The sequence below is a fragment of the Bradyrhizobium sp. MOS001 genome, assembly GCF_004634465.1.
GTDB classification, from domain to species: Bacteria; Pseudomonadota; Alphaproteobacteria; order Rhizobiales; family Xanthobacteraceae; genus Bradyrhizobium; species Bradyrhizobium barranii.
In genome coordinates, this window is the sequence record NZ_SPVJ01000021.1 from 85,052 (window position 1) to 97,941 (window position 12,890).

Annotated in this window: 15 protein-coding genes; 7 read left to right on the forward strand and 8 right to left on the reverse strand. The window is 63.6% G+C overall.

All coding sequences use genetic code 11. From position 1 onward, the window contains the following. Nucleotides 1–93 precede the first annotated feature (93 nt). Both CT676_RS24265 and CT676_RS24270 read right to left on the reverse strand, forming a co-directional pair. Nucleotides 94–498 carry a hypothetical protein gene (locus CT676_RS24265; protein WP_063985350.1) on the reverse strand — a complete coding sequence of 135 codons (405 nt, stop codon included), beginning with the start codon at nt 496–498 and terminating at the stop codon, nt 94–96. A gap of 151 nt (nt 499–649) precedes the next feature. After that, nucleotides 650–943 carry a hypothetical protein gene (locus CT676_RS24270; protein ID WP_135215554.1) on the reverse strand — a complete coding sequence of 98 codons (294 nt, stop codon included), beginning with the start codon at nt 941–943 and terminating at the stop codon, nt 650–652. A gap of 265 nt (nt 944–1,208) precedes the next feature. Between CT676_RS24270 and CT676_RS24275 the strand changes: the two genes are divergently transcribed. Then, a complete protein-coding gene (locus CT676_RS24275; RefSeq protein ID WP_135215555.1) occupies nt 1,209–2,174 on the forward strand; it encodes a helix-turn-helix domain-containing protein in 966 nt (321 codons plus the stop codon). Nucleotides 2,175–2,184: 10 nt separating this feature from the next. Here the strand turns inward: CT676_RS24275 and CT676_RS24280 are convergent, their stop codons facing one another. From CT676_RS24280 to CT676_RS24300, 5 genes are all read right to left on the reverse strand, one after another. Then, the gene (locus tag CT676_RS24280) at nt 2,185–2,997 is read right to left on the reverse strand and encodes a class I SAM-dependent methyltransferase (protein ID WP_085403265.1); all 813 of its coding nucleotides are present in this window, start codon (nt 2,995–2,997) and stop codon (nt 2,185–2,187) included. A 100-nt stretch (nt 2,998–3,097) separates the two neighbouring features. Continuing rightward, nucleotides 3,098–3,637, reverse strand: a complete 540-nt coding sequence (locus CT676_RS24285) for a VOC family protein (RefSeq protein WP_135215556.1) — start codon at nt 3,635–3,637, stop codon at nt 3,098–3,100. 31 nt (nt 3,638–3,668) lie between these two features. After that, entirely contained in the window at nt 3,669–4,637 is a 969-nt protein-coding gene (locus CT676_RS24290; RefSeq protein ID WP_167768140.1) for a tripartite tricarboxylate transporter substrate binding protein, read from the reverse strand. A gap of 11 nt (nt 4,638–4,648) precedes the next feature. Beyond that, nucleotides 4,649–5,542 (reverse strand): MBL fold metallo-hydrolase, encoded by an 894-nt coding sequence (locus CT676_RS24295; RefSeq protein ID WP_085403268.1) that lies wholly within the window; start codon nt 5,540–5,542, stop codon nt 4,649–4,651. A gap of 4 nt (nt 5,543–5,546) precedes the next feature. Next, a complete protein-coding gene (locus CT676_RS24300; RefSeq protein WP_085403269.1) occupies nt 5,547–6,758 on the reverse strand; it encodes an ABC transporter substrate-binding protein in 1,212 nt (403 codons plus the stop codon). Nucleotides 6,759–6,926: 168 nt separating this feature from the next. On the opposite strand from CT676_RS24300, the gene CT676_RS24305 reads away from it, so the two are divergent. The 3 genes from CT676_RS24305 to CT676_RS24315 are packed head-to-tail and all read left to right on the forward strand — an operon-like array spanning nt 6,927 to nt 9,010. Further along, nucleotides 6,927–7,625 carry a TetR/AcrR family transcriptional regulator gene (locus CT676_RS24305; RefSeq protein WP_085403270.1) on the forward strand — a complete coding sequence of 233 codons (699 nt, stop codon included), beginning with the start codon at nt 6,927–6,929 and terminating at the stop codon, nt 7,623–7,625. After that, nucleotides 7,603–8,154, forward strand: a complete 552-nt coding sequence (locus tag CT676_RS24310; protein WP_085403271.1) for a carboxymuconolactone decarboxylase family protein — start codon at nt 7,603–7,605, stop codon at nt 8,152–8,154. Before CT676_RS24305 ends, CT676_RS24310 begins: the two co-directional genes overlap by 23 nt. 10 nt (nt 8,155–8,164) lie before the next feature. Continuing rightward, nucleotides 8,165–9,010 (forward strand): SDR family oxidoreductase, encoded by an 846-nt coding sequence (locus CT676_RS24315; protein ID WP_085403272.1) that lies wholly within the window; start codon nt 8,165–8,167, stop codon nt 9,008–9,010. Between the two features lie 57 nt (nt 9,011–9,067). Here CT676_RS24315 and CT676_RS24320 read toward each other — a convergent pair whose 3' ends face one another. Further along, complete coding sequence (locus CT676_RS24320; RefSeq protein WP_085403273.1) at nt 9,068–9,367, reverse strand: hypothetical protein; 300 nt, start codon at nt 9,365–9,367, stop codon at nt 9,068–9,070. Between the two features lie 800 nt (nt 9,368–10,167). Here CT676_RS24320 and CT676_RS24325 point away from each other — a divergent pair. From CT676_RS24325 to CT676_RS24335, 3 genes are all read left to right on the forward strand, one after another. Then, nucleotides 10,168–10,689 carry a hypothetical protein gene (locus CT676_RS24325; RefSeq protein ID WP_135215557.1) on the forward strand — a complete coding sequence of 174 codons (522 nt, stop codon included), beginning with the start codon at nt 10,168–10,170 and terminating at the stop codon, nt 10,687–10,689. 101 nt (nt 10,690–10,790) lie between these two features. Continuing rightward, complete coding sequence (locus CT676_RS24330) at nt 10,791–11,375, forward strand: HutD family protein (protein WP_085403276.1); 585 nt, start codon at nt 10,791–10,793, stop codon at nt 11,373–11,375. Between the two features lie 126 nt (nt 11,376–11,501). Beyond that, complete coding sequence (locus tag CT676_RS24335; RefSeq protein ID WP_085403326.1) at nt 11,502–12,695, forward strand: adenylate/guanylate cyclase domain-containing protein; 1,194 nt, start codon at nt 11,502–11,504, stop codon at nt 12,693–12,695. Nucleotides 12,696–12,890 lie beyond the last annotated feature (195 nt).

Below are 12,890 nucleotides of genomic sequence, written 5' to 3' on the forward strand. Positions count from 1 at the left end.
GACGGCGCGCCGCGCTGGGCCGCGTCATCGCCTGAGCTGAAGATATTTGTCGTCGGCGACCGCAGCGGCGCCGACGACGGGCATACCGGCTGTCTACTGTGGACCCGTCGACATGCCCTGCAACTGCCGAAGCGGATTGAGCGGGCCAAGCGGGATCAGCTCGAAGCTCATGAGATGAGCCTGCCCCAGGGGCAGCTTTTCGAGCATGTCATGAGCGGCCGCGATATCCGTGACGTTCAGGATGAACGCGACGCCGACACGATTTTGCAGCGAGTACCACTGGTCGATTTTGCCATCGAGATAGAGCTTCACCGTCTCGCGCACTTCCATCGGCAGGATGGCGCGCGCAGCGGCGACATCGGCGCCGGGGTTTACCGTGCCGATCGCGAGAATTCGGGTGGTCGGTGTCGGTGGCGTGGGTGATTGCGCTCGTCCGGGGACGGCGGAGGTCAGGCACAGGGCGAATGCCAGGAGACCGGCAGCGAGTGTAAGCTTCATTTGAAATCCTCCATGTTCCGAGGTTTACGCTCTTCATTTAGTCATGCTTCGCCGGCAGCGATTGCCGCACGTTGCATCGCCGCCGTGGAACGGCGGCGATGCGGGCCGGTTCGGAAGGTTGGTGGAAGCGTCGCGTCGGTCTGACGCGCGGTCACCTGCCCTGGATGAGCATGCCCAGCGGCGCGAGCGGACCGACTTGCATCAGCTCGTAAGTGGCGAAGCCGTGGGTGACGAGCGGCAGTGCTTCCACGGTCGCCTTGGCCTGTTCGAGGGATTCGACGTTCATCAGGAAGATCACGCCGGGCTTGTCCTGGCGAAACCAGAACTGCTCGATCTTCCCGTCGAGACAGAGCTTGAGCGTGGCCGGCACTTCCCTCGGCATGATCTGCTGCCGCTGCTCGGGTGTCGGTGCCTTGCCGATGTTACCGATGGCGATGACTTTCATGTGGGCTCCTTTGGATTGCTGCTTGTCAGTGGACGGTATCGGATCAAGGGCCTCCTGCAATGTTGGCAAAAACGCCATTTTTAGAGGCGTTTACGCCATCGATTCCTCGAGCGAACATCTGGAATAGCTTTGTTTGTTCAGATGATTGCTCTTATCTATCGATCGCGATGAAGGCCTTCGTTCCGGTTGCCGTTGCATCGCAAGCTAGGCTTGCTTCCGTTCGAACGGTAGTGTCGTAAACGACAACTTTGAGAGCGTTTCCGCCATGCGCATTCAATTGCTCGCCCTGGAGGGATTTTGGGACACCGGGCTGACCGTGACGCTCGATGCATTCACCATCGCCAACAATTTCGCAGCCGCTCAAACGGGCGGAGCGCCCCACTTCGATGTCTCAATTGTCGGCGTGCGGAAGAAGGTCCGATCCGGGCAGGGCTTTGCGATCCCCGTCAAATCGGTAACATCCGATCTGAAGCCGGACTGGGTCATCGTGCCGGCGTTGAATACGAGCCGGCCGGAACAGCTGATTCCGGCGCTCGACCGGCGCGATGTCAGAGAGGCAGTGAAACAGCTCCAGTCCTGGTACGCCGAGGGCGCGCGCATCGCCGCGTCCTGCATCGGTACCTTCGTGCTGGCGGAGGCGGGGCTGCTCGATGGACGGGACGCGACCACCACGTGGTGGCTGTCACCCTTGTTTCGCCAACGCTACCCCAATGTTCGTCTCGATGAGGCACGCATGCTGGTGACATCGGACCGCGTCGTCACGGCGGGCGCTGCGATGGGGCATCTCGATCTTGCGCTGTGGTTCATACGCCAGGCGAGCCCCGAGCTCGCGGCCGTCGTGTCGCGCTATCTGCTCGCCGACCTGCGCTCCCTGCAGGCGCCCTTCATCATTCCCAATCACCTCGCGCAGGCCGATCCGCTCATCCAGCGTTTCGAGCGCTGGGCGCGCGAACATCTCAAGCAAGGGTTTTCGCTGCAGGAGGCCGCCAGTGCGCTCGCGACGAGCGCACGCACCTTGCAGCGCCGGTGCGAGTCGGTGCTCGGTAAGTCTCCGCTCTCCTACTTTCAGGATCTGCGAGTCGAGCGCGCGCAGTCACTGCTGCATGGCAGCGGTCTCGACGTCGATGCGATCGCCGCCGAGGTCGGCTATGAGGACGGCGCGACGCTCCGGACGCTCTTGCGGGAACGGCTCGGACGCGGCGTGCGCGAGCTTCGCGCAAACCTGCGCTGAGGGTCCGCACCTACGGCCGAGCCTCGATCACGATCGCCTGAATCTTGCCTTCGACCGCTCCGGACCCATGGCGCGATCGGAGTGCCTCGGCGACGAGGTCGGTCGCAGCCTGAAGCTTGCTGGCATCCCTGGCCTCGATCTCGCTCCGCAGCGGCGTACCCTGGCAGAGCGCGATCGCGACATACTCGGCCGACGGCGCGCGGCTCACCGCAGCAAGCGTTTGGATCGAGATGTGGCGGAAGCCCGCTTGTTCCAGATCGGCTCTGATAATGGCCTTGTCGTGATAGCCATGCGGCGTCCGCACCATGAAACGGGGCGGATCATCGGGAAACATTTTTCCGAGCGCGGCGGTGGCGTCGTCAGCGAACACGTTCTCCTCGATGCGGTCCCAGACGTTGAATACGAACGTGCCTTCCGGTCGCAACACCCGCTTTGCCTCGGCATAGCCTTTGACGCGGTCGGGAAAGAACATGACACCGAACTGGCAGCAGACCGCGTCGAACGCGGCTTCGTCAAAGGGCAGGGCGGTGGCATCCGCCTGACGCCATGTCATGCGCGGGTCCTCACCCTGGCGCTGCGCCGCGATCGCGAGCATCGGCTCGTTGAGATCGGTTGCGACGTAACGGATGCCGGGAGGCAGCGCCGCGGTCACGGCCCGCGTAACGGCGCCGGTACCTGCCGCGGTTTCCAGTATCGTCGACGGGGAAAGAGCCGCGATACGCTTCGCGATGTCGGCGGCGTAGTGGGCAAAGATCAGCGGGACGAGATACTCGTCGTAGATTTTCGGAATCGAGCCGGCGAAAACCTTGTCAGTGTTGGACATGCTTGCCTCGCTGAAGGTTCGGACACGAGGTTCATGCTACCATGGATCGCGGTCGTACCGCATCTGCGGCCTCTTCCGGTCGCAATCCTGCGGTCGGATTTTAAGGTTTCGCTCCGCCGACTTCGCGGATCGGCCGCGTCCCGTCCCAGGTCATCGCCGCCTGCCGGACCTTCTCGAAGAACGGCCCCTTGGTGCCGCTGATGTCGGAGATTTCGATGATGGTTCCTGGATGGGCCTGCGTGTCGAAATAGGCAAAGCGTCCCTTGTCTCCGCCGATCTGGCCTTCATGGCCTATCCTGTAGCCGAGCCCGAGTGCCTTGTCGTAGAGCGCCTGATAGTCGTGGCTCCAGTAGGACATGTGCTGGAGGCCCTCGTGGCCGGCGTCGAGGAATTCCTTGTACAGCGAGGGCGCATCGTTGCGCTGCTGGATCAGCTCGATCTGGAGATCGCCGGAATTGGCCAGCGCAATGCTCATCTCGACCGCGGAGTCCTGGCCGCGATGGCGGAACCAGTCGGTCTTGACGCGGTCCATGTAGTACCAGGGGCCGACGCCCATCACCTCGATCCAATGCTTCATCGCGGCCCGGATGTCCCGCACGACGTATCCGTTCTGGCGCACCGCGCCGAAAATGCGGCTCATGCCCGCGCTCCCTTCTGATCGCTCGCGATCGTCACTTGACTTCGATGCCTGCGTCCCTGGCAACCTGCTTCCAGGCCGCGATGTCGCGGGCGTTGATGTCGCGCTGCTCGTCGCCAGGCACGTATTGCGGCGTGATGCCGAGCCCCAAAAGCTTCTCCTTCACCTCGGCATCGCCCAGCGCGTCCTTCAACGCCGCCGACAATTTCTGTGCGATCGGCGGCGCGAGGCCGGCGGGACCATACATCGCCCAGGACAGGCTGCGGTCGAACGGCACGCCCTGTTCCTTGTAGGTTGCGACGTCAGGCAGGCTCGGCGAGCGCTCGCCGCAGGCGGCCAGCGCCTTGATAGAGCCGTCCTTCACCAGCGGCGTCGCGGTCGCCATGTCGAGCGTCGCGAGCGAGATGTGGCCGCCAAGCAGGTCGCCCGCGAGTTTGGCGATGCCGTTGAACGGCACGTGATCCATCTTGATGCCGGTCTGCTGCATCAGGATTTCCGCACAGAATTGTCCGGTCGAGCCGACGCCCCAGCTGCCGTACTGGATCGGCTCGCCCTTCTTGGAAAGCGCGATCAGGCCCTTGATGTCATTGGCAGCAAAGTCTTTGGTCGCCACCAGCATGATCGAGGACGTCCCGATGCGTCCGATCGTCGTAAAATCCTTGATCGAATCGTAGGGCAGTTTTGGATAGATCGCCGGCGCCAGCACATGCGTGGTCACGCCGCCGACGGTGATGGTGTAGCCGTCGTTCGGCGACGCCGCGACCATCTGCGTGCCGAGTGTGCCGGCAGCACCCGTGTGGTTCTCGATATAGACGCCCTGTCCTAGCGTCTTGCCCATCTTGTCGGCGAGCAAGCGGCCGATCACGTCGCCGCCGCCGCCGGCCGCATAGGGCAGAAGCATTTTGATCTTGTGGGTGGGGTAGGCGGCAGGATCCTCGGCGCGTGCCGGCAGCGCCGCCGACAGCAATGCGAGCAACGACAGCGTGACGGTGCGCAGCATCATGATGGCTTCCCCTAATCCTCGAAATGAAATCTGTAGGCCTCGCCGTGCCGGATCACGCGCCCGGCGGTCGGCGCCGGAAAATGGCCGGTGAGCAGATAGCTCGGCGTGTCCGCGAGCTCCTCCAGCAGCGCCATCCGCGTCGCGACCGCCGCGGCCGGATCGATGTCGGCGGCATTCGACAGCCACGGCGCGGCGCACTGGATGGGATGGTGGATGACGTCGCCCGACATCACCGCATGATCGTGGCCGCCATTGAGGTGGATCTGCATGTTGCCGGCGGTGTGGCCCGGCGCTGGCGCAAAGCGTAAGCCTGCGTCGCGATCGCTGAACACGCGATGATCGGTCTCGACCAGCTCGGCGAGGCCGGCGGCGACGACCGGCAGCACGGAGTCCTCGAAAGAGCCGTGGTTGACCGGGCGTTTCGGCGCGGCATTGTGCGCGGCCTCGAAGTGGCGGTACTCCTCGCGTCCCATCAGATAACGTGCGTTGGGGAAGGTCGGCACCCAGCGGCCGTCGAGGAGCCGCGTGTTCCAGCCGACGTGATCGACATGCAGGTGCGTGCACATCACGAAGTCGACCTCTTCAGGGGCAACGCCCAGCGCCTGCATGTTGTCGAGGTAAGGCCGGTTGAGGTTGTCCCACGCCGGCACGCGCGGCCGCGGCTTGTGATTGCCGCAGCAGGTGTCGACGATGGCGGTCCAGCGCGGCGTGCGCACGAGATAGGAGTGGTGGCTGAGGATGAAGCGTCCGGTCTCCGGTTCGATATAGCGGTGATCGAGCCAGCTCCGGTTCTCCGCGATCACCTCGTCGGTGACGTTGGCGAACAGCCAGGTCTTCTCGAAGGCAAGCGAAGGGATCTCGCTGACGAGATCGATCCGCATGCTGCCGATCCTGACCTGCCGCATGGGCTCAGTTCTTCAGGAGATCGCCGAACGGCACCCAGCGCGTGCCGTCGAAGCGGATGAGCTGGAGGCTCGTCATCGGCGTGTAGTGCTCGGGCGAATTGTTCACCGCGGTGCCGTTGATCAGCATCGGCAGCTTTACGTCCTTGAGCGTCGTGGCCTGCTTCAGCACATTGGCGCGGGTGAGGTCGTTTCCGGACGCCTTCAGCACCGTCACCAGCGTCTGCGCGATAGTGTAGCCGTAGACGTTGAGCCAGTCGTTCTTGTTGGCATCCGGCAAATACTTGTCCATGAACGCCAGCCATTCCTTGTAGCCGGCATCGTCCTTCGATGCGGGATCGGTGGCGTCCTTCAGGTACTGGCTGGAGATCACGCCGGTGGAATTGTCCTTGCCGGCCGGCTCCAGCACGCCGCTGATCGAGGCCGAGACATTGGAGATGATGGTGACAGGCTTCCACCCGATCTCGCCGATCTTGCGGATCGCCTGCGCCGCGAATTTTGGCGTTGCCGCCACCAGCACGATTTCTGCGCCTGCGGTCTTGAGCTGCAGGATTTGCGTATCGACCGTCGGCGCCGAGGTCTCGTAAGCCGCACGCGCGACAATGGCCTCGCCGCTGCCGAGCCCTTCCTCCAACGCCTTCAGATAATCCTTGCCGAGATCGTCGTTCTGGTAGAGCACGCCGATCTTCGCGTTGGCATGGCTCGCCTTGATGTACTTCGCGTAGGCGATCGCCTCGTCGCGATAGGTCGGCTGCCAGCCAACGGTCCACGGAAAGTTCTTGGGATCGTCCCATTTCGCGGCGCCAGAGCCCAGGAAGAGCTGCGGCACCTTGCGGTCGTTGAGATATTTGTGCACGGCGCTGTTGGTCGGCGTGCCGACGCCGCCGAAGATCAGCAGCACCTCCTCGCTCTCGACCAGCCGCCGGGTCTGCTCCACCGTCTTCGGCGGGCTGTAGGCATCATCGGCGATGATCATCTGGATGCGCCGGCCGTTGACGCCGCCGTCGTCGTTCACCTTGCGGAAATAGGCCTCCGCCGATTTCGCGATCTGCGCGAAGGCGGACACTGGCCCGCTCAGCGGCGCGGTGGTGCCGATCTTGATGGTCTTGTCGTCGGCGCCGGGATCGTATTTCGCGCTTTGGGCCTGAACGGCACTGGCTGCGAGCAGCGGCAACAGGATGCAGGCCGCACGAAGGCGAAGGCGGGCAAAGCGCGCCATGAGGTCGTCTCCCCAAAATTGCTCTCCGCCTCTCATTGGAGCGGAGTTGAAACGCGAGAACAGCGCCCGAAGCGGACTTGCGGGGCCGCGACCGCTGCCGCCAGACTGGCGAAACGAACGATCGTTCGTACGGTTGACTAGCGAACGATCGTTCGTTAGTCAAGCCAAATGGCTGTCCACACCTCCAGCGCGGCGGAAGCGGCTGCGCCCACGACCCGCGAGCGCATCCTCTCCGAAGCGCTCAATCTGTTCGCGCAGAGCGGCTATGGCGGCGCCTCGATGCGCGAGCTTGCGCGCCGCGTCGGCATTCGCGAAAGCAGCCTCTACAATCATTTCTCCGGCAAGGCCGCGATCCTCGAAGCGATCGTGGCCGAGCACGGCCCCGCCAGTTCGGCGAGCCGGTTGGAAGAGCCGCGCTACAAGCAGCTGGCGCGCCAGCCGGCCGCGTTCTGCCGTCAGTTCGCGCTTGATCTCGTCGAGCAATGGTCCGACCCGCGCGAGCACCAATTCCAGAAAGTAATCACCGCCGAGCGTAACCGCGTGCCCGGCATCCGCGCCAAATTCGCCGACCATTTTTACGCGCGCGAGCAGAGCATGATGACGGATTACTTTCGCGGTTTTGCGCTCGCCGGCTTGGTCTCGACACCCGATCCGCGCGAGACCGCGCGGCTGTTCGCGGCCGGCCTGATCTACATCCGCCTCGAGCATTACGTGATGGGCGCAGCACCTTCGCCGCGGCCGAAGGTGATCGAGGCGATCGACCGCTATCTCGCCTTTTTCCTGTCGCTGATCGCGGCGGGCAATGGCGAAGACAACAAGAAACGAAAACCCAAGGGAGAAACGCGTGGCAAGGCTGCCCCTGATTGATCCGGAGACGACGAGCGGCGATATCCGCGCCTCGTTCGACCGCATGCCGGTCAAGCTCAACATCTTCCGCATGATGGCCCATGCCGAGGCCAACATGATCCCGGCGATGCGGCTCGGCAATTCGATCCTGCACAAGCAGAAGCTCTCAGCCGTCAACCGCGAGCTTTTGATCTTGCAGGCCGCCCAGCTCGAGGGCGGCGCCTATGAATGGCGCCAGCACGTGCCGATCGCGATCGGGGTCGGCTGCACGCAAGGACAGATCGATGCGGTGGAGCGGGCTGACTACGATGCCGCCGGCTTAAGCGATGCTGAGCGCGCGTTGCTGAAGTTCGGCCGCGAGGTGGTCGAGAATGTTCGGGTGCCCGAGGCGACCTTCGCTGCCGCGCGAAGACACTTCAGCGATCAGGAGATCGTCGAAGCCATCGTCGCGCTCGGCTTCTATATGATGATGGCGCGCCTGACCGAGGCAACCGAAACCGATCTCGATCCCGCGGCCGGCATGAAGGTCTATGACGGCGGCAAGAAGTAGGGCGGCTGAGATGGCGGAAATCGATAGCAAGCCGGAACGTTACGTCCGTCCACCAAGCGCGGAGTCATTGGGCGAAGCGCCGGGCAGGGGACGCCTGAAGGGACGCCGTATCCTGATCGTCGGCGGCGGCCAGCGCGTGTTCGACGCCGCCACCGATCCAATCGGCAATGGCCGCGCCATGAGCATTTTGTGCGCACGTGAGGGCGCGAAGGTGGCGGTGGCAGATCTCAACCGGACGTCCGCACAGCAGACCGTCAAGCACATCACCGACGAAGGCGGCGAGGGTTTTGCCATCACTGCCGACGTCACGTCGGAGCCTGACGTCCAGCGCATGATCGAGGAGGCGCATCGCGCCATGGGCGGCCTCGACGGCATGGTGCTGAACATCGGCACCTTCGGCAAGACCGGCCTCGATGCCGTCAGCCCCGAGGAGTGGAACAGGATCTACGACGTCAACGTTCGCGGTCCCATGCTCTGTTGCCGCGCAGCGATGCCGAAATTCGACAATGGCGGTGCCATCGTCTTCATCTCCTCGATCGCCGCGCTGAAAGCGGGATCGCAGATGGCGGCGTATGATTCTTCAAAAGCCGCGCTCGGCGGCCTGATGCGCAACATCGCCCATCTCGGCTCGCGCCGCGGCATCCGCGCCAATCTCGTCTATCCCGGCCTCGTCGACACCCCCAACGGCCGCGAAGCCGGCGCCGGCCGCCCCAGCCGCGGCAAGGGCCACGTCCCCTTCGGCCGGCAGGCCACCGCCTGGGAGATCGCCTATGCCGTGCTGTTCTTTCTGTCGGATGAAAGCGTCTACGTCACCGCACAGTCGCTCGCGGTGGATAGCGGCCTGAGCGGAATGTAAGACGCCAGTACAATCCGGCGGCGCGGAATTCGATGCCCCGGCGAGCAGAGTCTCTCTTCATTGCGGCGAGGACGCAATCTTCGGCGTTTGCGATTCGCTCATCTGCTCAAGTGCCTCCAGGACGGCCTCGCAGGCCTTCTCGGCTTCGGCGAAGGTACTGAAGGGGGAGCCGCCAAGCTTGATCGCGGACTTGTTTTCTTCGACCGGTCGCCATGAGGCAACCAGGCCCGGCTTTCCGTGAAGGCCAGGACCGGTGCGGTTTTCGTTACTGATCACGAACGAAAATCCGCCGCTGCACGCCATCCAGATTTCAAGTTCATGCACCGGAGTCTCGACGCGCGTAAAGTGCAGGGTCATGTCTCTCTCCAGAGTTTGCTCCGCAGAATGGGCCACGGGCGCAAGCCGTCAGTTGTGCGAATCCCGGATAGCCGCAAGGTCCGAGGTCTCTGATCCCTCGTCTCTCCATGCCGTCAAATCGCCCGGGAGCAGAATGGGATCGCTCTCAACCCGCCTGTTGCGGCTGACCCCTAAGCCAATGAGCCCGCCCAATACCAACGCGGAGCCTGCAATGATCAACCAGTACGGCAAGTCCAACACGGGCATTGCAATTCTCCCACTGAGAGGAGCGCGTTACGCAATTGCCTGGCCGAGGCGCGAGCGGGTTACCTTTGGATAAGTGTCTGTATTATGCGGCGCTTCAAGCTTCGTGCAAGGTACCCAAAAGGGGTAGATTTCTGACCTAAGTTGCCGCCGGCGGGGGCAAGGGGAAGCGATCCGTCCCCCCAAATCTCGTCAAATCCGTCACCGAGAAGATAGGCAAGTTCGACAGCAAGGCTTTTGGTGCGGCCATGAAGGCTGACGGCCAACAATGCCCCTGACAAAGAGTGAGGTGCGCGGCCGGATGGAGCGAAGCGTCATCCGGGAGCACAGCCTCATCGCGCGAGCTGCCCCCGGCACTGCGTTGCGCTTCATCCGGGCTACGAACTGAGGCGCAAGCTCCGCACAATCGCGCGACGGGATGAAACTGCCGGGCAATTTTTGCAGCGTTGTGCGAAGTCCGCGCGCTACGACAAGGAAAGCCGACAGGAATCAACTGCGCTTTCGCTGGCACAAAAATGGCTGAATGTTTCCGCGCAATGATCACAGGAATTCGCGCCGTGACCAACGTCAGCTACACCGTTCCGCCGAACTGGACCGCAGGCTCCGACAAGACAGGCGCGAGCAAGAACAAGAATCCGAACGATCCGAACATGCTGACGACGGGCGCCTATGGCAGCGCGTTCGAACTGTTGCTCGACAATCGAACCAACAGCGACGGCACCACCACGGAGACGCTGACCTACAAGAGCTACAGCGGCAAGACCAACGGCACGTTCTCGGCGACGGCCGAGACGGGGACGGGAGCCGATCTCGGCAGTGCCTCCCAGGCCTTGCTCGCCACGCTTCAAGCCAATGGCGAGATGGACGACAAGACCGCCGCGCAGCTCGACGACGCCATGGGCAAGCTCGATACCCAATCCGAGAGCGGTGCCAAGGATGCCGAAGTGTCCGGCGGCGGCCTGCTGGTGCAGTCCGGCGGCCCGGTCTATTTCAACGGCATCTCGGCCTATCAGAACCAGATCGTGGATTCGCTCGTCAACGAGCTGAGCACCAGGCTGAACCTCGACGCCAAGGCGTGACGGCAGTTCATCGCTGGTGAAACCGGTTGGCAAAGCCGGCCCAACCCGCGCATGATGCGCGGGCGATCTCGGCCACATGCTTTCCCGGATAAATTCAAGACATGAAAACCACGCTGCTGAAGTCCGAAGACTACACCCGCTCGCCCTGGAAGAACGGCGGCGGCATCTTCACCGATATCGCGGATGCCCATCGCGCCGACGCGCCGGCGAAGGATTGGGACAGCCTGCTCTGGCGTTTTGCCTCGACGCCGATCGTGGCGCCCGGGCCCTTCTCCTACATGCCCGGCATCGACCGCCTGCAAATGGTCGTCGGCGGGCGTGGGCTGGTGCTGAAGTCGCCCACGCAGGATTTTGACGAGCGTGAACCTTTTACAACGGTGCGCTTCACCGGAGAGATGGAGATCGTGACCGCGCTCGAGGCGGGTCCCGTCGAGGTCGTCAACCTGATGGCCCGGCGCGGCGCGGCCGAGATCGAGTTGCTGGCACTCAGGGAACCCGGCGATCGGCCTTTGTCCGCCGGCACGCACCTGGTTTACGCGGTTTCCGGCGAATGCAGCATTCGTCTCAATAGCGAGGATATTGTCATTCCCGACGGCAGCACGCTGAAGGTCGAGCTGACCGAGGCGTCCAGATTGGGACTCGTCTCAGGGCTGGCGGTACTGGGCTCGATTCAGCTCGTCGGCTAGATGGCAACCGCCCGGCGGATGCGCATAATCCATGCACCTGGCTAGGTTGACGCAGCGGCGCCGGAACACGATATCTGCCCCGACAATGCCGACCGCCGCGCAAGGCACGATATGAACAGGCAGGGTATGACCGCGCCAGACCAAAATCGCCCCACCACGCTATCCGACGGCGTCGTCGACTGGCTGACCAACGGCACGAGCGACGAGCGCTTCATCGACAACATCTTTGCCGAGATGTGCATCCGCCTCCAGCAGGCGGGCATTCCGCTCAAGCGGTCGACGATGCACGTCCGGATCCAGCATCCGCAATGGCTCGGCGCCGCCTTCATGTGGTTGGATGGCATGCGCGAGGCGAAGATCTCGCGGGTCGACTTCGATGTGCTCGAGCGATCCGAGTTCATCGGCAGCCCTGTCAGCGAAATGCTGGACGGTGCGAGCGAACTCCGCGAGAACCTCGAAGGCGATCCGTCGCTCGGCCGCAGGCACGCGGTCTATGACGAGATGCGCGCGAAAGGTCTGACCGACTACGTCGCCTGGCCGCTCCACCACACACTCGGTAAGCGCCATCTCGTCACCTTCGCGACCGATCGCCCCGGCGGCTTCGACGACGCGCATCTGGTTGCGCTCAAGAACGTGCTGCCGGTGCTGGCGCTGGTCAGCGAGATCCGCGTCAAGAACCGCCTGGCGCGAACGCTGCTCGAGACCTATGTCGGCTCCCATGCCGGCGAGCTCATCCTGGCCGGGGCCACGCGGCGCGGCACCGGCACGACGGTGCGTGCCGCGATCATGATCTGCGACCTCCGTGACTTCACGAAGATCTCGGACAACTGGCCGCGCGACGACGTCATCGATCTCCTCAACGACTACTTCGACGCGATGTCGGAGCCGATCGCGCGGCACGGCGGCGAAATCCTGAAATTCATCGGCGACGGCCTGCTCGCCATTTTCCCGCTCAGCGGGCCCGGCGCCTGCGCAAACCTGCTGCGCGCCGTGACTGAAGCCCGGCAGGCTATGGCCGCGCTGAACGAACGGAACAACGGGACCGGCCGCGCGCCGCTGAACTACGGCATCGGCGTCCACGTCGGCGACGTCATGTACGGCAATATCGGATCGTCCAGCCGGCTCGACTTCACTGTCATCGGTCCCGCCGTCAACATGGCCTCCCGTCTCGAAGCCCTGACCAAGCAGCTCGGACGACCGGTGCTGCTCTCGCGCGCCTTCGCCGAGCTGGTCGAGCGGGAGTTCGAGCTCGAGCATGTCGGCAAATACGAGGTGCGCGGCTTCAGCGATCCGATCGAGCTGTTTGCGTTTCACGGCTGAGGCGGCATGCTCGCCGCAGCCGTCCGGTTGAAATCTCGCTGACGCAAGATTGCCGATGACCCGCGCGCCACCGATTGCGCGGCGTGGCGGAGAAATCCTGATCCTCATCGGCCACGGCCAGCTTGCCATCGTCCCGCACACCCCGGCATCTCCGAACGACGGTCGCCATCGCCGCCCGTCATGGCCTCGATGTGC

Excerpts from the sequence above, each read along its gene's own strand:
- CT676_RS24335 (WP_085403326.1), top strand. The coding sequence starts at position 11,502 with ATGACCGCGCCAGACCAAAATCGCCCCACCACGCTATCCGACGGCGTC.
- CT676_RS24290 (WP_167768140.1), bottom strand. The coding sequence starts at position 4,637 with ATGATGCTGCGCACCGTCACGCTGTCGTTGCTCGCATTGCTGTCGGCG.
- CT676_RS24280 (WP_085403265.1), bottom strand. The coding sequence starts at position 2,997 with ATGTCCAACACTGACAAGGTTTTCGCCGGCTCGATTCCGAAAATCTAC.
- CT676_RS24320 (WP_085403273.1), bottom strand. The coding sequence starts at position 9,367 with ATGACCCTGCACTTTACGCGCGTCGAGACTCCGGTGCATGAACTTGAA.
- CT676_RS24285 (WP_135215556.1), bottom strand. The coding sequence starts at position 3,637 with ATGAGCCGCATTTTCGGCGCGGTGCGCCAGAACGGATACGTCGTGCGG.
- CT676_RS24275 (WP_135215555.1), top strand. The coding sequence starts at position 1,209 with ATGCGCATTCAATTGCTCGCCCTGGAGGGATTTTGGGACACCGGGCTG.
- CT676_RS24265 (WP_063985350.1), bottom strand. The coding sequence starts at position 498 with ATGAAGCTTACACTCGCTGCCGGTCTCCTGGCATTCGCCCTGTGCCTG.
- CT676_RS24330 (WP_085403276.1), top strand. The coding sequence starts at position 10,791 with ATGAAAACCACGCTGCTGAAGTCCGAAGACTACACCCGCTCGCCCTGG.
- CT676_RS24305 (WP_085403270.1), top strand. The coding sequence starts at position 6,927 with ATGGCTGTCCACACCTCCAGCGCGGCGGAAGCGGCTGCGCCCACGACC.
- CT676_RS24300 (WP_085403269.1), bottom strand. The coding sequence starts at position 6,758 with ATGGCGCGCTTTGCCCGCCTTCGCCTTCGTGCGGCCTGCATCCTGTTG.
- CT676_RS24315 (WP_085403272.1), top strand. The coding sequence starts at position 8,165 with ATGGCGGAAATCGATAGCAAGCCGGAACGTTACGTCCGTCCACCAAGC.
- CT676_RS24295 (WP_085403268.1), bottom strand. The coding sequence starts at position 5,542 with ATGCGGCAGGTCAGGATCGGCAGCATGCGGATCGATCTCGTCAGCGAG.
- CT676_RS24270 (WP_135215554.1), bottom strand. The coding sequence starts at position 943 with ATGAAAGTCATCGCCATCGGTAACATCGGCAAGGCACCGACACCCGAG.